Genomic DNA, 19,657 nt, shown 5'->3' on the forward strand with positions numbered 1-19,657 from the left:
GTTCAAAATTAAGGATTAACAAAAATTGGGTTCCACACCTGCGCATCTAGATCAAATCGATCAATACCCGAAAAATTAAACCAAGCATAAATCAATCGAGGTACATCTACTGAACGGATGACGTACTGCTCAGGATTATCCGGAAGAGTCGGACACAACGATGAAGAACGCTCCGAAAAGCTGTTCCATACATATGTCCCTGTCATATCGAAATCGCGCTTATTTCCACTTTTATCTTTCAGTACCATCCCCCCATCATTAGCTGGCCAGTATCCGATCAAATTCGTATAAAATGGGCTCGATGGAACCGGCATTGTGCTGCAGGATATAGCAGCAATAACATCATCTGGAATAGCCGCTTTATAAATTCTGACATCAGCTATGGAATGTACAAAACCGGAATTCGTACCATAACTACCTTCTTGAAATCCCATTTGGAGCGGATCATTCGAACTTAAATCTCTAGCCGCAAAATTTGTAACGGTACTTCGTAGCACCCCATTTCTAAAAAGTTTGACCACACGGTCTGCCCCGCTTTTGTATATTTTAACAGTCAATGTATACCAGGTATCCAGATCAAAAGCACCACCGTCTGCAGCATAATTGGCACCACCAGATGCATTTCCTATAAATCGCCAACCACTACCACCATTATAGGTCATCGACCATCCAAGTGGAAAATTAGCAGAATTCTTCATCTTACCAAATATAACTCCGTTCTGCGGTGTACCTGCCTTGCCATTACGTCCAGCCATTTCATGTACCTTTAATTTCAATTGAATGGTATAATCTCCGGCATCGGCTCCTTTGCCAAAATTATATAACGTTGCTCTATCGACAGGAAGAGCAGCCGCACCTGAAGATTCAGAATATTTAACAGCCGAACTCACCCAAGCTGGATCTACAGTCTGCATACGCTCGTAGGATTTAAAGGCAAACTGAGGATTGTAAATCAGCACAAAGTTATTGCGTGCTGGTTGTGCGAAAATAGACCCGTCATTCTGATCTGGTGGCAACACATAGCCTCCCCCTTTTGTAGACGTCACGATAATCAACCACTTCTCATTACTATAGGACTTACGGTCTTCTATTGTCTCAACAATACTTTTCAATTGTTTATCAAAATCACCCAATGCAGCGATATAAGCATTGCTACCATAGCCCGAAGCCTTTCCAACCACATCCACATTTTTAAAAGTTGCCACGACCAACCCTGCATCATCGCGCTTCAACTCCTCAACCGCTTTAGCCGTAACCTCAACATCTGTATTCTGCAAGGCGTAGTTGTCCACGTCCGTAGATTTGACTAATGCCGCCAAGCTATTATTCGAACTGATAAACGCCATGCGCGAATCCGTATTATCACCGATATATTTAAACAATGTCGGGTATTTCGCAAGACCATTACTGCCACCAGTAGTATTGACCTTATGCTTAGCATACTCTACCCCGGTCAACAGATCAGCATAAGCCGTCATATCATCCCCATTGGCTGCACTAACCCCATTCCAAGAGACCATGGCGTGTGTACTTAGATCTCCCAGTGTAGGCATAGTTCCAATATCCGAGGCCTGCTGGGAAGCAATCATCCCTACACCGCCTTCGACAACCAGATAAGCAATCTTATAGCTGGTTCCTTGTATTTTATTAGTTGAGGGCTGTTCATCAAAATTCAGCTTTGATGCAAAGTCTTTATTACAAGAACTCAATAAACCTATCCCTACGACTCCGCAGAGGAGCCCGTATCTCAGTTTCATTATGGTATTCAATATATTCATAACCTCTCTCCTTTTGATTACTTAGCCTCTGTAAATGCCAGACGCATAATATTACCGATATTGCTCTTTCCGTTAAAACGCTTGATTGTACCCACCAGCGTTACCGTCTTTTGTCCTTTACTGTTTGTACCTTCTATTGCATCAAAAATATAACCATCCAACTTGCCGGTATTGTTATAACCCGATGCCAGCGTACCATCTGGATTCAGAATACACAAACCTTCGCGGATCACGCCACCGTATCTCGTAAAGGTTCCCGATACCAGAATCTTACCGTTACTCAACTGTTTCGCGTAGTTAGGTTTTCCTCCTTCAAACCCCAGACTTTTAAAGCTAGGATCTACAGTTCCATCGTTATTCAACAGAACTAAACCATCTGCAGCTACACCATTGAATGTGGTGAAGGCACCTAAAACCAATAATTTTCCAGAAGTCGTACCCACTATCGTAAATACGGTCTCGTTAGCTCCCGCCGCTCCGGCGTTAAAAGTAACATCCTGACTTCCATCAGTATTGATACGGATAATATTTCCTTTAACAGATTGATTATTATAACGGCTTAATCGTCCAGCAACAATCAATTTACCATCTGCCTGCATAAAACCGTCCTGTATTATTCCCTCAACACCCCGGTTCGGTTTATTGGGCACGACAGATTTGTCCATATTAAAAGTTTGGTCCAAGGCACCCGTCATATCCATACGCACCAATCCACCTACCTCTGTAATGCCTTGTATGATTTGATCTACCGTAGAGCGCTGATAAAAATAATCCAAGTAGCTTCCAAAATTGCCCAATGCCGTAACCGCACCATTATATACATAAGTTTTATAAGCCGGTATACCTACGCCACCGTTGAATACAGGAACTTTCATTTTACTCTTTTCCGGATCGGACGTGACATTCAGCACTTCCACCTCTTTCATTTTCAATCCTCCATCGAGTCCGACGGTAGTAATATTATTGATCAACTTAATCTCGTTGTAACTTTTGATACTACCCGACAATAATAACTCGTCATTACCTATCTGGTGGATGGAATTTATACTCCCTTGTTCAGCTCCTTTGCCTGAAGCACTTAAGGGTACAAACTCGCCGTTAACCGTAATACGTGCCAAGCCATTAACACTTGCCCGCGAAGCAGCCCCGTTGTAATCCGAAAAAAAGCCACCGATAAATACCTGCCCGTTGCCCAACTGCTTTATTGTCGATATTGTTCCATTGGAACCTATCCCTGCATTGAATAAAGGGTCGATATCCACATTACCCAATATACGGCATACAGGTCCAGGATAAATCTGCCCATCAATAACCAACCGGGTTCCTCCAGTACTTACATCTGCAGGTAGTACTGCTGTCAATGTAGAATCCGTTACCGATGTAATCGATGCTTCAAGACCATTGATCACAAACTGCATTTTGCTCTTATACTCTTCTTTGATTCCCGATACCCTAAAAGTCATGGCAGTACCCTCACGTCCTTGACTCGGGTAGGGCAAGGCATCAGCAAACCGAATGCCCAACGCTTCTTTTCCACCCGCATAAGGATCCGGACCCAATGCTTCTCGATCTCTACAGGCTCCTAACACTAGGAAAACACTGCTCAATCCTATATATAGCTTATTCTTCATGTTACTTATCGCTTGCTTGGTAATCTATTCCTTTTTCTATTGCCATTTGTACAAAGCGGTAGGCATCAAAGCCAAAACCGTGTTTATTATAATTGATGACATGTACACGACCGTTAAGAGGTTTGATATTGGATGAGCTGATGAAAGCATTAACCCATCCCTTTTTAGGCTCCGCAAAATCCGGTATATAGGAGATCAAAATCTGACGCTGTCCTTTATACGGTATTTTAATACCTCCCTCATTCTCCAGATCATGGTATACCACACCTACATTGATAGGCTCCTTGGTATTATAACTCTGATAAAGCTGTCCGGGAAAGGCATATAGCGCCAAGGTATCCACCTGTGGAAAATCAATAAGTCCATAATCCCCTTTAACAATATACTGGGATAAATAGTACTTCCACACCTCCGGCTTGACCGCTTTAAAACTTTTAACAGTGTCCTGCCCTGTAAGGTACAGGTAGCTATTTAGACTACGCATGCTACGGATGATGCTTGGGTCCGGGACCGCAAAAAAAGTTACCCGCTCTTTGTCCAGTACTTCTTCCAACCCAGCATACCGGATCACCTGCACCAAAGTATCAAAAAGATCAATAGGACGTTTCGCTTTGGAGTCCAGGTACTGCATAATAGTACCATCAAACTCCGCTTTATGCGTTCCCGAATCCTGATAATAGTTATCTTTCTGACAGGATGCCAAAAAGAAACCAATAACACTCATATACAATAATATCTTTCTCATGGTTGTATCTATACTTTTATTTCCAATATTCGTTCAACGTCATAAACGGATTATTATTCGTCGCCTTTGCATTAATAGGCCAAGTCCAGGCACCTTGCAGAAAAGCAGCATAACTCATAGGTCGAAAACAATAAGTCGGATCCATAAGCTTGCCTGTACGTACCAAATCGTAGTAGTAATGACCTTCACCCATCAACTCTTTACAACGCTCCCAATAAATAGCATCCCGAATACTATTGTCATAGTTATTTATTCCCGGATACAAGCCTGCTTTGGCACGCGAACGGATCATATTCAACAGCTCTACAGCCTTGCCATCATTTGTACCCAAATTAGCTACGGCCTCAGCCTGCAATAAGATAGCATCCGACATACGGAATACAATCTGAGAGAATCCTACCGATTGTGGTGTATTCGCATTACCGTAAGCAAAGTTGAAAAACTTAAAACACTGAAAGGCAGAGGTACCACTGTACATATTAGCAATTGGGTTATTGTCCTTGGTAAACCATTCCGTAATACGCCCGTCTGGTTCACCTTCTGGGTATATAGTGGACATATAAGTGGACGAATAAGCCACCTCACTCTTATCCGGATTTGAACTGTTTAACACAAAGTAAGGCTGGTGCAACACGTGTCCCACAAAATGCCTACGGAAATTTTCGATCTGCTCTTTACCCGAACTAGTATTAGACTGGTAATTCGGGTTAGTAGGGATTTCAAACAAGCCTTCTTTCGAGCGTCCGTTAAAAATTGAAGAAGTCTGGTCTATAGGCAATAAGGCATAAGCACCTTCCTGTTCCATACCGACATGCAGCAATTCATCTCCTAAAAGATCGGTAGCCTCATAATAGAGACGTTTATTCCCCTCATCAAACCCCGCACACCACATATTAAGATGCATGAGCAAAGCTATAGCCGATCCTCGCATTGCACGTACAGCATGATTTGCAGGTTCTTTATACGTCCAAGGAAGATCATCTTTCACCGCTTGCAAATCGGCAATACAACGTTTAGCAACTTCAACGTGATTTGTACGCGGCAACGGATCCTGATTATAGGCATTGGTATAATAAGGCACATCACCATATAGACGGATTAGGAAAAAATAAGTTAAACAGCGCATAAATACCGCCTCTGCCTGATAACGCTTGACCACAGCAGGCGAAATCGAAGCATCGTTCTCTGCAATCATCGGTACTTTTTCGTACAAAATATTGGCAGACTGAATAACCTTATAATGCGGCACCCAGTCGTCCATTCTATTCCAGTACACATGTGTTGCCCAGAATGTATTTTCAACCCCTGCTCCTTCGGTACGAACCGTACCGACCAAAGTTTTTATCAATCCAGCCGAAATCATGTTAATATCCGTACGATTCGGATAGCTATTTGTTTTAAGCACAGGCGCATTTCGAAAATCTCCAGCCAACATGGTGGGCCGCTCGATACCTACACCATAACGAAACAAACGATAGACTTCTAAGGTGAACGTTTCTGCATCACCTGCATTACGCCAGAAATTATTTCCCGATAAACTATCTTTAGGCTCTACGTTCAGAAATTTCTGGCAGCCTAGCAAAGAAAACATGAGGGCCAACATAACGCCAATTCTAGCAAATTTCAAATTCTTCATTTCTTTTCTTTTTATCATTTTTAGAACTGCAGACTTAATCCTAATGTAAAACTACGTGCTGTAGGATAACCATCTGTACGGTCATAACCTGAACTGGTCACCAACTCTGGGTTTGGGCCCGAATAATTCGAGAATGTGTAGAGGTTATTACCCGTCACATATACACGGGCCGAAGTCACATTGTAGCGTTCTGTCCATTGTCTTGGAAAATTATATCCTAATGTCACATAATTAATTTTCAGATAGGATCCATCCTCCATAAAGAGCGTTTGATTGGCACGGAAAGGACGGATAGCTGTACGCTGATAATCAAACGGGTTAGGTAATCCTGCTATTTGTCCGTACGTGGTCCAGAAATCATAACGATCCAATGGCAGTAAAGCCGATTCCTTACGACCTCCAGACTTACCAAAAGGGGTACCATAGGATGCCATCTGTGCCGCTAATGCTGCATTGATCACATCACGCTTATAAGTGTAGGATAACTGTGTAGTCAACGAAAATCCTTTGTAACGTAGGTTGGTATTGATACCACCTGTCATTTTCGGCTGCGCATTACCAACCACGACTAAATCTTGGTCGTCTAAAATATAATCCCCATTTAAATCTGTCCAATATGGATCTCCCCCTTGGAAATAATAACCTTCTGCAGTTTTATAAGGCTCTCCAGTCGAAGGATTTACCGGCACTTCCGCATCAGTAGCAAACGTACCACGGTAGTCAAACAAGACAAAAGACATGGAATTACGTCCCAAACGATACAAGGTATGGTACTTTAGATTATTGTCGTACACCGTGTAAGTACGCTTGCCATCCGGTAAGCTGGTCAATATATCATCATTCCAGGCACCGGTCAACGTTACATCCCACTTCCATTCGCTCTCTGGACGAAGTGGTCTAAACCTCAGGTCAAACTCGTAACCGTAGTTTACGGTACTCACCTCATTGGTCTTGATCTCACCGAAAGCATTGTGATTGGTTAAAGGCTTTGTCCACAACATATTATCAACCTGCTTATAATAGGTTTCCAAAGTAGCATTAATACGCCCTCCATACAAACCGAACTCTAATGCACCACTCATCTGGGTAGTGGTTGAAGGTACCAATCGGGTATTAGGCATCTGTCCCCAAGAAAATCCAATGGTTTGATTATTATTGAAAAATCCAGTATATTGATATTTACCGTTAGCGTCAAATACAGTACCTGTAGGTACAATATTTTTACCCCAAGATCCACGTAATGCCAGATAATCCAACGTACCAGATTCGGTCAGGAAGGACATAAATTCTTCCTTTTCCATATTCCAGCGTGCTGAAATCGATGGATTTTTAACCCAAGGTACTTCTGCACCTACAGCCGAAGACTTGTCAAAACGGTATGTAAAATCCAATACGTACTTTTTATCGAATAGATTTAGACTTGCTGCTCCGGCGAAACCGGCACTACGTACCTCCGAAGTATTATTAAGTATCCCACCTAGTGCATTACCCGCGTTGAAACCAAAGGGACCTTCCAACTGATCATTTGCAAAACCAGAACGTTTCATCGCTTTAGACATAAAATCGGTCATGTTCAACTCGCTAAATACATAGGCCAATAACATATGTCGCTTAAAATCCTTGATATAATTGAGTCGTGTCAAGTTATATAGAGTATTACGCTGTCCATCGAAATTGTAGGCAGAAGAAATATTATCATTGGCTATAGCTGGGGTAAAAAGATCTTTACGTGTCGTATTATAACTATAACTAAAATTATTGCTGGCGCGCAGACCTTTCAATACTTCAAAATCCAAATCCAAGGTTGCTCGCAAATCATTAGTACGGTCATCATTACGACCAGTCAAGGCTGCCAAAATGTCGTTACTGATAAAGGATGAGCTAGGCGATGGCAACAAAGACGAAGCCGAAGCTGCTGAAGCAACACCACCTTGAGTAACCGAATTACCACTTCCTACTTTCTGCTTACCAAAGTTACCCGACATAATACCCGATAACCGAAAACGTTCACTAGGACGGTACTCTGATTGCATATTTAACGTATACCGGCTGAAACCAGTATTCTGGATAATTCCTTTTTCATTATAAAAAGAGCCATTGATTTTATAGTTAAACGTCACATCCCCCCCAGAAGCATTCACATTATGGGTCTGGTTATAGGTTGACTTATAAAATACATCCTGCCAATTCGTAGAATTGTTATAATACGGATTAAGACTATCAGACAATAATTGGCTATTCTGTATTTCATCCCTTGCTGCCCAAATATCCCCACCGTAATTCATGATTTGATTAATACGGGAATATCTTTCGTTTACACCGCCTAAAACATCTCTCAAATTCGGAACTGTATTAAAAAATTGATTGGTGGTATATTGAATAATAGGTGTTTTTGATTTACCACGTTTAGTCGTAATTATAATTACTCCATAGGCACCACGTGATCCATAAAGCGCGGTAGCTGCCGCATCCTTTAACACGTCAATGGATTCAATATCTTCGGGAGGAATCAGCGAAATGGGACTAATACCCGCTCCCTGTGAACTAAATCCGTAATTAAAATCGGTATTATCATCAACCTGTGCACCATCTACTACATAAAGAGGTGAAGTTGGTGTCAAAAAGCCATCTGCTCCTGCCCCATTCATGGAAATATTGGATAGACCACGCACCATTACCGATGTTCGTGTCCCTGGTTGTCCAGAATTGAGTTGTATATTCATACCCGCTACCTTACCTTGCAACATCTGCATCACGTTTGACACCGGATTGTCCTGCAACTGCTTTCCGTCTATACGTACGGTAGAACCAGTCATTGTCTCGCGTGTACGGCTTGTATAGCCCTGTACAACCACTTCTTCCAGCGCGTTCTGCTTTTTATCCAAATACACGGTAAAAACAAACAATTTCTTGCCGACAAGGCTTTCTTTAGCTACCTCGTATTCCATATTAGAGAATTGAATCTCATCATCTGCAGGTATTGAAACTCTAAAATACCCCTTTCTATCCGTGGTACCTACCACCTTAGCAAGCTTCGTGGAACGCACGGTAACACCGGAAATACCTTGTTTACTGGTTGCGTCCTGTACAAAACCGGATGCTGTTATATTGCCCTGTGCAAAAAGAGCAACAGTACATAAAAGCGATACAAGCGTTAATATATATTTCTTCATTTGATACAGCGTCTTAATCGTTTTCAAATAGAGGAGCCTCCTCACTAAAATAAATAACTACCTCCCAGGCTCCAGGTTGGTGAATACTGAAAGGGAATGCCAAACTGTTTTGCTGACGTAAACCGCCAAAACCAATACGATCGAAAGTAAACAAAACAGAAGTCTGCTCTCCGTTATTGTACTTCGTGTTAATGGTAGGTACCAAAGGTATTGGATACTCTACATCATAAGTTACGGAACTCTTATCTGCCGAGAAGCGTTTATTAAATCCATGAACCAGATTATCCCAATCCGTAGTATTCCATTTATCCATAGAAATAGGTGTCAGGTCCGGGTTCAGCATCTTGAAGGTAATGCTATTACCTTCACCAACACGGTTAAACCATACCTGAGCACCGAAAAGTATATTACGCTTCTCGGCACCTAAAAGGTTATACACAAAAAAATTACTACTATATGCTTCTTCACGGGTAGGTTTTAGCTTTAGATTTCGGAAATAACGTCGTCCCCCTGAGCTGGCAACTTCCACATCAAATACGTAGCCTGAATCTGGTGCAACTTTTAAGATATTGGAATTGGCCGTACTCCACATCGTAAATGTACCAGAGCGTTCGCCGATCTCCCATAAAGGGCGCATCACAGTATCCCGCTTGGCACGTATCTCTTCAATTGATTTTTCCTCTCCGGTATATCGCTCTTTCCAGATTGATACGGGAAATAACTTAGACAACTCAGGTGCTTCCTTACCATCAAACGTACGCACCGCCGATATGCGAAACGAAAGCGGCAAAGACGATTCACCTGCATTAAAATTACCCTGATAAACAGTGTTTCTACCCAAGGTAGGCGTATACTCTTGCTGGGTAAAGTTCATATCCAAACTAAAAGCGTCTAAATCCTGTGGAAAATTTTTCTTACATCCATAGGTAACTGCCAACAGTGTACAGAGAATCCCTATATATACTATTCTATTTCTCATGTTGCTATTTATTCATTTTAGTAAGAAAATCACCAAATCCGAACTCATGCCCATTGGCTAATACATGCACCACACTTTTGTCAGTACTTATGTTAACCGCCTGCGTGGCTGCCCGTACCCAGTTTAACTCAAACTTAGAGTCTTTTTTGTCGGTATAATATACCGTAACCAATCCTCCGCCTACATGACCAGAAGCATCCTGTTTAATCCGTTGAGCGTGCATATTCTTTTCGTATTTAGAGGTTGTCATGTCCAGACCGTCTACAAACTCCATGTCTGCGGTACGCTTCAATCCCTGTACGATATATTTCGATAATAAGGTATCAAGTTCCACCCGATTCAATGTTTTCAAATTCAGATCAGGGCGATTCTGCGTTTTCCGGACTAGATTTAGATTTGTAATTGCCAATCGAAAAGAAGCATTCGTCGGTGCAAAAATTGTCAATGAATCACTTGAGAGCCCTTCCTTAAATTCAGGTAACAGATCCAATACCTGTAGCAAAGAATCGTAGGTTCCCGGTTTGGATCTAAAATAGTCCAACGTAGACCCGGCATACTGATTTTCCTTGTTTTCAAAATCATAATATCCGGTATGCTTGCTACAGGAGCTATAACTGAATAACAAGCTAGCCGCAACAACGAGCATTATAATATATTTAATACTTTTCATATCCTCTGCCATTTTAATTTTTCCAGTACGGATTCTGATCTAACAATCTATTATTGTTTAACACCTCCTGTGCGATAGGCCAGTAAATCCCTTTTTCATTGATAAGTTTAACGAATTGGCTATCCTGCTTTTTGATCTTATGATAACGCACTAAATCAAACCAACGCCAGCCCTCTCCCATCAGCTCCCGTCTTCTTTCTTCAAAGATCTCGTTGATCACATCTACATTTTGTCCTACTTCAGGCAAGCCCCGGGATCTACGAACTTGGTTCAAAAGCCCTCTTACGGCATCATCATTTCCACCAAGTACCGCCAAAGCTTCCGCACGTAAAAGCGCCATATCTTCCAGACGGCTGAAAACCAACGTCGAACTAAACAGTGGGAATGATCCATCTGTGGTCCCCCCGCGAATCACCTTTATCTTACTGAAAATAGGTCTGATTCCACCAACCTCAGAAAAGTAGCTGGTCACCGTTTGCCCTGTTTCATTTACGTGAAAACGCAAGTCCTTGGGCTCGTGGAAAATTTGCATAATACGCTCAATCGGGATATAGATATCTGGCTTGGGCTTACTGACTAGAGGTGCTGACAGAGTCAGCTGCTCAATATGTCCTTCGAAAGAGGCCTCCAATGCAGACCATTTAGAAGGAAATGCAACTAAGTGCGAATTTGAAGATACAAAGAAATAACCTTCAGGGGAGGTAAACGTAGCACTATTTGCATAGGTGGCTACCGCCTTGGCTGCATTCGTCAATACAAAATCTGAGTAAACCGAAGATTCCAGGTATTTGCCTTGCCAGGCAGTCAGGTGAGCTAGTATAGCATTCACAGATAAGCGATTGAACAATACACCGTCCCAATTTTCAAAACTCGAACCGTGATACTTCTCAATAGCATATATCTCGTCTTCCTTAGAACCGTAGCGATACGGAAGTACCGTTGCTGCCGCTTTCAATTCGCGCTCGGCATAAGCCAATACCTGATCGGATGAAGAAGTTTCGATAGCTGGAAAACTACCTTCATAAGCTTTATCCCAAATCGGAGCATCTCCCCATATCCTGGCTATCTGAAAATAGCAAAATCCCTTTAATGCGCGAGCTTGCGCCACATCAATTTTATTATTCAGTTCAGTATACTGCGGATCCTTAGCTACAATACGTTCCGAATTACTGATGAAAAGATTTGCTGCATTAATTGCTGCATAAAACTTGCGCCAGCTGCTCAGATTCGTGATCAGAGCGTTAGAGGATGTCAGGTTACCTTCAATAACCTCCTGCAATTCACGCTTTTCAGGAGCAATAAAATCACCAGCCCGTAAATCCCCATAGACCCATTGCGCATTATTTTCGGAAAGTGCAGTACGAACTAGCCCATATATGCCCATCAACGAAGCACGCGCATCATTAATATCTTTCCATTTGTTCTCTTCGTTCACAATATGACGCGAGTCGACCTCCAAAAGACTATCACATGAAGTCAGCGTAGTAGAAGACAAAGTCAACAGCACTAAGCCCTGCTTTAACCAGCGCGATGTCAATACTTTTTTTATATCGTTATTCATCATTTCCTTAAAAATCTAGTTTAACACCCAAATTAAATGTGCGTGGTATACGTACCCCCATCCCCGTATCATAACCATAGTAATTGACCAACTCGGGATCTCTGCCCGAATATTTTGTTAGGGTAAACAAATTGTTGCCCGATAGGTAAACATACACCCGGTCAAATCTATTTTTTGTAGCGTTGACTACTTTTGTTAAATCGTAACCTATCGAAAGATTGCGCAATTTGACAAAAGAACCATCTTCCATAAACATATCCTGCTCAGCCTGGTACGGTGTTACTGAAGACCATGGATTATACAACGGATACGCCTGATCATCAAAATTCTTTTCCCAGAACGTGATATCACGAACTGCAGTAATGTCACTTGCCTCATCCATATTGGCAAAGTCAAAATACCTTGCGGCCTGTTTGTTGATAATAGCCCTATCCAAATTAAAGTACAGTTGGAAGCTCAAATCCAAATTACCATACGTAAACTGATTATAAAAACCACCTACATATTTCGGAATCACATTGTCCATCATTATGCGGTCATTATTATCAATATTAAAATCCCCATTTTGATCTTTCCATCTTGGATCCCCTGCCTTAAAGCTTGTTCCTCCATTATAGGTCAATATGCTGTAGTTGCTAGCGTTTACCGGTACATCCAAATCCTTATGGAAGATACCCTCATTCTTTAACAACCAGAAGCGATCTATACGCTCACCGACCTCCAACCTGTTTGAACCTATTGTTATCCCCTCAAGTCCATCCGGAAGTTGGGTTAGTTTATTGGTATTATACGCTATATTAAAACTTGAATTCCACCCAAACTTCGCATCCACGCCTTGTGACAGTTTATAGCCTAATGTCAATTCTACACCGGTATTCTTTACCGCCATTCCATTCTTGATCGCGGTGTTATAACCTGATTCTGCTATCGCAGGAACCCCGATCAACATATTCTTAGCATGCTTATTATAATACTCAGCACGTAGGTTGAACTGTTTCAATAACTCCAGTTCCAACGATACATTCGCTAGGTCTGTGTAAGCCCAACCAAGGTCGTAACCTACCCACCCCGAAGAATAGGGTCTGTTGATCGTACCAATACCGTTGTATGAAAATACCGATCGGTTTCCTTCCCATCCCAGATTGGGACTATACTGAGGTCCTGCGGCTTCACGGTCTGAAAAAGGAATATTGCCCATACGGCCATAAGAAGCCCCCAATTTAAGCTGATCTAAGATATCTGATTTTAAATGGTAGTTTAGGTCATAGTCTGCATTTAGTGCATACGAAGTATACCAACGGTGTCCCGGTTGTACCTGAGACGATCCGTCTCTACGCAATAAACCTGCGATACGATACTGCCCCTGACGGGAATAGGTACCACGGGCATACACCGAAGCCAAACGGTGAGAGATACGATCTGAATAATAGAAAGGCGTAAAACCTACGGCACGCAGGTACTCCGTCTTTTGCGAATTACCTTCGACCGAATTTATCTTAATAAAGTCATTAGGGCCTTTATAACCTACAATATAGTTATACTTAGAAGCATCTGACTGATAACTCATCCCGGCCTCTAACAAGAAGTTGCTATTGTCTTCGAAGTGGTGATCATAGCTTAACGTATTGTCAAAAACAATCCTTTCATTAGTCCCTAAGTAGTTGGATACATAATTATTACCCGACATGATGGTAGATGGCCAGAATACGTTCCGCTTGTTTTCGTTATAGTCCATCGAAAACTTAGGTGAGAAATTTAAATTTTTCAAAATCGCAAAATTGATTGCGATTTGCCCTACCATACTGCTATTGATGTTATCATCAATAATTTTATCGTACTCATTCAGGAACAGTCCATACATATCTTTATTCGGCGAAAGCGGAGTAGACATGTCTGGAATAAAACGGGTTTCCCCTAGTCGCTCCGTAATCGAACGATTACGATCTCGATCCAAACGGGTCATATTCAGCATACTAGATATGGTCATCCATTTAGTAGGCAACATATTGATATAAAACGCACCTTGATAACGTTTAATCCCAGTATCATCAGCCGAATTTTGGTTACTGGTATGTCCCGCATAGAACCTAAAATTAGCTCGCTCGCCACCACCTAATAAACTACCATGCACTGAATACAATGGTGTCGCACCATAATACAAATCAGGCCAGTTGGACGGTCCATAAAAATTAACGTTGGAGGAATCACTTAGATAAGCCGGATAAGCCGCCTTTTGATCCAATGTAGCGTACTTGTCGTAAAAAGGCTGTCTGAATTTCTTTTCCCAATCGGCATTAATGGTACTCACCGAGTTTGGCATAGCAAAACCAGTATATCCACCTACACTTAATTTCCGTTCTCCTGGTTTCGCATTTTTGGTAGTAATATAGATTACACCATTCGCAGCTCGGGGACCGTAGATTGCCGTTGTAGCATAGTCCTTTAATACGTGAATAGATTCAATATTCTCGATATCAAAAATAGACTGTAAACTCGTAGCTGCACCTATAGGTTGCAAGGAATAATCTTGTATATCATAACCAATTGAAGCATCTTCGATCAATGGAATACCATTCAAAAGAATTAAAGGTTTATTCTTGGAAACATCATAAGGAGATAACACGGGTTGTGTGACACCCCTTATCAACGTATTTTGCTGTATGGTTCCTGGTTCTCCAGATGTCTCCTGTACATAGACTCCAGCCACTCCTCCTTTGAGCATTTGATGTAAAGTAACATTAGGCATACGAGACAAAAAGTTGGTTAACACGGTGTCTTTACCCAAGTAAGATTTGGTTGGATCGGCATTATAGATAATCACCTTTTCCTCCTCAGCTATGGTATCTTTTTTAGTTGTATCCTGCAGCTGTCTGGTCGATGATGTTACCTTTCTCAGAGAAACATCTGTCGTAGCCCAAACTTCTCCTGAGAAGCTTAACCCAGCCACCACCAATGCTAGTAAGTAATAGTAAATGTATTTCATGCAACAATTAATTTTCAGGTTATATTCTGTATAGTATTTTGGTTAGCTCGACCTTTTCCCAAGTCTATTGCTACACAATTCTACTACAATATTTCCCTACCTACAATGCGTAAAGCAAACGCAATCGGTTGCATTATCTACTACAACGTTATAGTGTACAACGGACAACAAGTATAAATTTTAGGTTAAAAAAATTAACAAAATCAGCTCGTATGTGGTCAAATAGGCTGTTTTTAGGAGAGTCCAAATAAAAAAAACCTTCGAACATCATTGTTCGAAGGCTTTTCTATAAAACCGATACAAATACTACCTATTCTGCAGGGCTAAGGCATACAGTTTCATCTGTTTGACCATAGACAATAGTCCATTTGCACGTGTTGGAGACAAGTGTTCCTTAAGCCCTATCTGATCGATAAAATACAAATCCGTATCAACGATTTCTTTCGGGGTATGCCCCGACAATACTTTGACCATCAGACTCACCAAACCCTTTGTAATCAACGCATCACTATCGGCTGAAAAATAAAGCTTACCATCTTTCAACTCTGGGTGCAACCATACTTTCGATTGACAGCCCTTTATAATAAATTGATCCTGTTTCAGATTTTCATCAATAAGAGGCAATTCTTTCCCCAATTGAATGATATATTCATATTTTTCCATCCAGTCCGAATAGAAAGCAAAGTCTTCAATCAATTCGTCCTGTATCTCATTTATTGTCATTTTTCTTTTAAAATATTAGAAATTTCGCTATTCTCTCGTCACTTTAAACTCGTCACTGAATTTTACCGCAACATATTCAGCGCCCGCTTAAGGCCCGCGATAAAAGTATCAACATCTTCTTTTGTATTATACATGGCTAGACTGGCACGCACGGTACCCGGGATAGCAAATTGGTCCATGATAGGTTGTGCACAATGATGGCCAGTCCTTACGGCGATCCCCAATTTATCTAAGATCACTCCGATATCATACGGATGTACTCCATCCACTACAAAAGATAATACCGATGACTTCTTATCCGCTGTCCCGATAATGCGAACACCTTCGATATCTTGAAGTTGTTCCGTAGCATAAGCCAACAGCTCATCTTCATATACTTTAATTCTATCGATACCTATTTCCGTAATATAATCAATGGCAGCAGCCAGACATATACCTGCTTCAATATTAGGTGTTCCTGCTTCAAATTTAAAAGGCAATACATTATAAGTTGTCTTCTCAAAAGAGACATCTTTTATCATATCGCCCCCTCCTTGGTAAGGTGGCATCGCATTCAACCACTTCGCTTTACCGTACAATACCCCCACTCCTGTCGGCGCATACATCTTATGACCAGAGAAAACCAGAAAATCTACATCCAATTTTTGAACATCAATTGCGATATGCTGTACTGCCTGTGCAGCATCCAATAACACTGGTGTTCCATTTTCGTGAGCCAAAGAGATAATCTCTTCCACCGGATTAATGGTACCTAATGCGTTGGAAACATACGTGACAGAAACAATCTTCGTTTTGTCGGAAAGCAGTTTACGATAAGCCTCCATGTCCAACATTCCCCGGTCATCCATCGGAATAACCTTCAGTACTGCCCCCTTTTCTTCGCAAAGCATCTGCCAAGGAACAATGTTAGAGTGATGCTCCATCGCAGAAATAACGATTTCATCTCCCTCACCGATAAAAGCCTTACCATAACATTGAGCTACCAGATTAATGCTATCTGTAGTACCCTTTGTTATAATAATTTCGACCTCTTCTTCGGCATTTATAAAGTCTTTGACCTTACGTCTGGTGACTTCAAAAGCATCAGTAGATATCTGGCTCAAATAATGAACGCCACGGTGCACATTCGAGTTCATGTCAGAGTAATAATGAATGATGGCATCGATGACCGATTGTGGTTTTTGCGTAGTCGCGCCATTGTCCAAATATACCAAAGGCTTACCATTCACCTCTCGCTTTAACAATGGAAAATCAGCACGTACTTTATGTATATCAAATGTTTTCAAGACGTTTCTATGTAAATTTTGAGGTACAAAGTTACTATATATATAACCAAATAGTATCAAGATAGTGTATTCTTTTTGGTTTTATGGTATGCAATAAGGTTATGAATGATATATAATAACGTTTTGAAAGGTCTGTCATTTTTTAAGGAACAATTTTTTACGCCTCTATGCCGGCGCGGGGCATGTTACTTTTGTCTTGACACAAAAGTAACCCAAAAGTCAAGGCTGTACCTTATTTGTTGTTCCAGTAACGCCATGGTGTAAGTGCAGCTCCAAGGTCTCCTTCGCACTATCCCCTACTAAAGACTAGGATCTGCTGAAGATAACGCAATATGTAAGGACTAACTTACACCATGCCTACTTTCACTGCCAAATAAGCTAAGGCCGTTTTTGTATACTTTACAATAGTTGTTCGCAATTACTTACATTTTGAAAAATGTCACCTTGGCGGGTTGCCAATTGCAGGAATGGTGATCCGTTATGGCAAGCCGGCACAATGACGCGCTTTTACCTCCTTTTGGCAAGACAAAATTGCGAAGCAATCTCCGTAGGAAACGAGGAGCCAGTCGCGGCTTGAGCGACAAAAAAATATCGATAGTAACACTTCCTTTAAAACTACCTATACATTTACACAGAAAGGTTTTTTCGTATCCATTCGTGAATGCTAAGCATTTTAATTAATTTTGTATTAATTATGCAAGAGAAACCCTTAAATATACCAGAAGGATCGAGGAAAGAGGTAATGACTTATCTAGAGCCCTTCATGCTCAACGAGATGAGTGAATACTTAAAGCCCGTGGAGCAGATGTGGCAGCCAGCTGATTTTCTCCCAGACTCTTCCCGTAGCACTTTCTTCGAAGAGATACGCGATCTACAAGAAAGCGCGCAGGAGCTTCCCTATGACTTGGTAGCCGTTTTAATTGGTGACACCATCACAGAAGAAGCCCTTCCTACCTACGAATCTTGGTTAACCATGGTGGAAGATGTAGAAAAAAATGAACAGGGAGGCTGGATGAAATGGGTTCGTGCCTGGACTGCAGAAGAAAACAGACACGGAGACTTGCTTAACAAATACCTTTACCTTTCAGGTAGAATAAACATGCGCGAATTTGAGATGAGCACGCAATATCTAATCGCTGACGGTTTTGATATTGGTACAGGTGCTGATCCTTACCGCAACTTTATATACACCTCTTTCCAGGAGCTGGCTACCAACGTATCACACCGTCGTGTAGCAGGTATTTCCAAGAAAAGTGGCGACAAACTATTGGCCAAAATGTGTGGAGTTATTGCTGCCGACGAAGCCAGACATGCCAAAGCCTATATGTCATTCGTCTCAAAAGCGATGACCGTAGATCCAAGCGAGGTTATGTTAGCCTTTGAAGATATGATGCGTAAGAAAATCGTGATGCCCGCTCACTTCTTAAGAGAATCAGGAGGTCCACAGGGTGGAGCTTTCGCACATTTTTCAGATGCAGCTCAACGACTAGATGTCTATACAGCTTTAGATTATGTCGATATCCTGAAGGAACTGATCACCGAATGGAAAATCGATCAAGTATCCGGATTGAACGAACAGGGCGAGAAAGCCAGAGATTATCTGATGAAACTACCAGACCGCTTGACGAGACTAGCAGACCGAATTAAAATACCGGATCTACAGTATAAATTCAAGTGGATATATGGATAAAACTAAATAGCCCTTCATCTAAGATGAAGGGCTATTTTATTAAGTATACGATCTCTCCCACTTATCCATATTCCAGAAATAGCTAAAAAATAATAACTCACCTATTCCATTAAACCTCAAAAAACACATATCGACCATTCACATTCCGCACATACACCTTTCCTGCTTTAATCAGATTGTACAAGCCATCCTTAAGATGCCTCGGGTATAATTTTAGGTTATGCCGCCCCGTGAACTCCACTTCCTGAAACAGCTCTATAGCCGACCTTCCCTCCTTTAGCTCTCCTTTTTCAAGAAGCCTATTCAATTTATGACGAATATCAATAGTCGCATCAGAAGCCATTTCCAAGCTTTCATTAATCAACCATTCTTTAAAAGTTAACTCGGGCAGCGTATACTTCCTAGACTTCCACACGCCAGCCTCCTTGTAATGCTGCTCAGGTGTAAAAGTCCAAGGAACAATAAGTTCAAATTCCCGATAGAAATCCCCTTCTTCGATATTGACTCGGATTAAACGTTCCTCATTAGTTTCGTACGACTCGCGGACAGGCATAATAGGCTCGACAGTAGAATCTTGATAAATCCGATCCAACATAATGCGTTCATTTTGCAAAAACTTTCCCACAACATGCATAAGCTCAAAATCATTGTAATAAAAAGGGGCCTTCCCCAATAAGAAGGATAATTCTTCAGAAGACCATCCCTTAGCTATCCGTCGCTTTAGGTAAGTGTACCAATACACAAAATCCGACGAGTACATCATACCAGCATAGCTATTACGACCTGTTTCTATCTTTTCCAT

The 19,657-nt window shown here is 41.5% G+C and carries 13 protein-coding genes; 1 reads left to right on the plus strand and 12 read right to left on the minus strand.

The features are described 5' to 3' along the window. Positions 1-8: 8 nt before the first annotated feature. The 11 genes from B5X76_RS05590 to B5X76_RS05640 form a co-directional block, all read right to left on the minus strand. The gene (locus B5X76_RS05590) at positions 9-1,778 is read right to left on the minus strand and encodes a LamG-like jellyroll fold domain-containing protein (RefSeq protein WP_079642026.1); all 1,770 of its coding nucleotides are present in this window, start codon (positions 1,776-1,778) and stop codon (positions 9-11) included. Between the two features lie 17 nt (positions 1,779-1,795). Beyond that, entirely contained in the window at positions 1,796-3,409 is a 1,614-nt protein-coding gene (locus tag B5X76_RS05595; RefSeq protein WP_079642028.1) for a DUF5008 domain-containing protein, read from the minus strand. Between the two features lies 1 nt (position 3,410). Continuing rightward, positions 3,411-4,154, minus strand: a complete 744-nt coding sequence (locus B5X76_RS05600) for a hypothetical protein (RefSeq protein WP_079642030.1) — start codon at positions 4,152-4,154, stop codon at positions 3,411-3,413. Between the two features lie 16 nt (positions 4,155-4,170). Continuing rightward, the gene (locus tag B5X76_RS05605; protein WP_079642276.1) at positions 4,171-5,790 is read right to left on the minus strand and encodes a RagB/SusD family nutrient uptake outer membrane protein; all 1,620 of its coding nucleotides are present in this window, start codon (positions 5,788-5,790) and stop codon (positions 4,171-4,173) included. A gap of 20 nt (positions 5,791-5,810) precedes the next feature. Beyond that, positions 5,811-8,963, minus strand: a complete 3,153-nt coding sequence (locus tag B5X76_RS05610) for a SusC/RagA family TonB-linked outer membrane protein (RefSeq protein WP_079642032.1) — start codon at positions 8,961-8,963, stop codon at positions 5,811-5,813. A 13-nt stretch (positions 8,964-8,976) separates the two neighbouring features. Continuing rightward, positions 8,977-9,942 (minus strand): DUF5007 domain-containing protein, encoded by a 966-nt coding sequence (locus tag B5X76_RS05615; RefSeq protein WP_079642033.1) that lies wholly within the window; start codon positions 9,940-9,942, stop codon positions 8,977-8,979. A 4-nt stretch (positions 9,943-9,946) separates the two neighbouring features. Beyond that, a complete protein-coding gene (locus tag B5X76_RS05620) occupies positions 9,947-10,612 on the minus strand; it encodes a fasciclin domain-containing protein (RefSeq protein ID WP_079642277.1) in 666 nt (221 codons plus the stop codon). Between the two features lie 13 nt (positions 10,613-10,625). Then, positions 10,626-12,176, minus strand: a complete 1,551-nt coding sequence (locus B5X76_RS05625) for a RagB/SusD family nutrient uptake outer membrane protein (RefSeq protein ID WP_245800958.1) — start codon at positions 12,174-12,176, stop codon at positions 10,626-10,628. A 4-nt stretch (positions 12,177-12,180) separates the two neighbouring features. Next, a complete protein-coding gene (locus tag B5X76_RS05630; protein WP_079642037.1) occupies positions 12,181-15,156 on the minus strand; it encodes a SusC/RagA family TonB-linked outer membrane protein in 2,976 nt (991 codons plus the stop codon). A 306-nt stretch (positions 15,157-15,462) separates the two neighbouring features. Continuing rightward, positions 15,463-15,879, minus strand: a complete 417-nt coding sequence (locus tag B5X76_RS05635; RefSeq protein ID WP_079642039.1) for a SufE family protein — start codon at positions 15,877-15,879, stop codon at positions 15,463-15,465. Positions 15,880-15,941: 62 nt separating this feature from the next. Beyond that, positions 15,942-17,165: a cysteine desulfurase gene (locus B5X76_RS05640; protein WP_079642040.1), complete on the minus strand. Its 1,224-nt coding sequence runs from the start codon at positions 17,163-17,165 to the stop codon at positions 15,942-15,944. 694 nt (positions 17,166-17,859) lie between these two features. On the opposite strand from B5X76_RS05640, the gene B5X76_RS05645 reads away from it, so the two are divergent. Further along, the gene (locus tag B5X76_RS05645) at positions 17,860-18,855 is read left to right on the plus strand and encodes an acyl-ACP desaturase (protein ID WP_079642042.1); all 996 of its coding nucleotides are present in this window, start codon (positions 17,860-17,862) and stop codon (positions 18,853-18,855) included. Between the two features lie 109 nt (positions 18,856-18,964). On the opposite strand, the gene B5X76_RS05650 is transcribed toward B5X76_RS05645, so the two are convergent. Beyond that, on the minus strand, positions 18,965-19,657 hold the full coding sequence (locus B5X76_RS05650) for a hypothetical protein (protein WP_079642044.1): 693 nt from the start codon (positions 19,655-19,657) through the stop codon (positions 18,965-18,967).

The sequence above is a fragment of the Sphingobacterium nematocida genome (assembly GCF_900168125.1).
In the GTDB taxonomy this organism is placed as follows: Bacteria; Bacteroidota; Bacteroidia; order Sphingobacteriales; family Sphingobacteriaceae; genus Sphingobacterium; species Sphingobacterium nematocida.

What these genes read in the sequence shown, in the direction of transcription:
- B5X76_RS05615 (WP_079642033.1), bottom strand. Translation starts at nt 9,942, where the DNA reads ATGAGAAATAGAATAGTATATATAGGGATTCTCTGTACACTGTTGGCA.
- B5X76_RS05645 (WP_079642042.1), top strand. Translation starts at nt 17,860, where the DNA reads ATGCAAGAGAAACCCTTAAATATACCAGAAGGATCGAGGAAAGAGGTA.
- B5X76_RS05635 (WP_079642039.1), bottom strand. Translation starts at nt 15,879, where the DNA reads ATGACAATAAATGAGATACAGGACGAATTGATTGAAGACTTTGCTTTC.
- B5X76_RS05590 (WP_079642026.1), bottom strand. Translation starts at nt 1,778, where the DNA reads ATGAATATATTGAATACCATAATGAAACTGAGATACGGGCTCCTCTGC.
- B5X76_RS05595 (WP_079642028.1), bottom strand. Translation starts at nt 3,409, where the DNA reads ATGAAGAATAAGCTATATATAGGATTGAGCAGTGTTTTCCTAGTGTTA.
- B5X76_RS05630 (WP_079642037.1), bottom strand. Translation starts at nt 15,156, where the DNA reads ATGAAATACATTTACTATTACTTACTAGCATTGGTGGTGGCTGGGTTA.
- B5X76_RS05650 (WP_079642044.1), bottom strand. Translation starts at nt 19,657, where the DNA reads ATGGAAAAGATAGAAACAGGTCGTAATAGCTATGCTGGTATGATGTAC.
- B5X76_RS05625 (WP_245800958.1), bottom strand. Translation starts at nt 12,176, where the DNA reads ATGATGAATAACGATATAAAAAAAGTATTGACATCGCGCTGGTTAAAG.
- B5X76_RS05610 (WP_079642032.1), bottom strand. Translation starts at nt 8,963, where the DNA reads ATGAAGAAATATATATTAACGCTTGTATCGCTTTTATGTACTGTTGCT.
- B5X76_RS05605 (WP_079642276.1), bottom strand. Translation starts at nt 5,790, where the DNA reads ATGAAGAATTTGAAATTTGCTAGAATTGGCGTTATGTTGGCCCTCATG.
- B5X76_RS05600 (WP_079642030.1), bottom strand. Translation starts at nt 4,154, where the DNA reads ATGAGAAAGATATTATTGTATATGAGTGTTATTGGTTTCTTTTTGGCA.
- B5X76_RS05620 (WP_079642277.1), bottom strand. Translation starts at nt 10,612, where the DNA reads ATGAAAAGTATTAAATATATTATAATGCTCGTTGTTGCGGCTAGCTTG.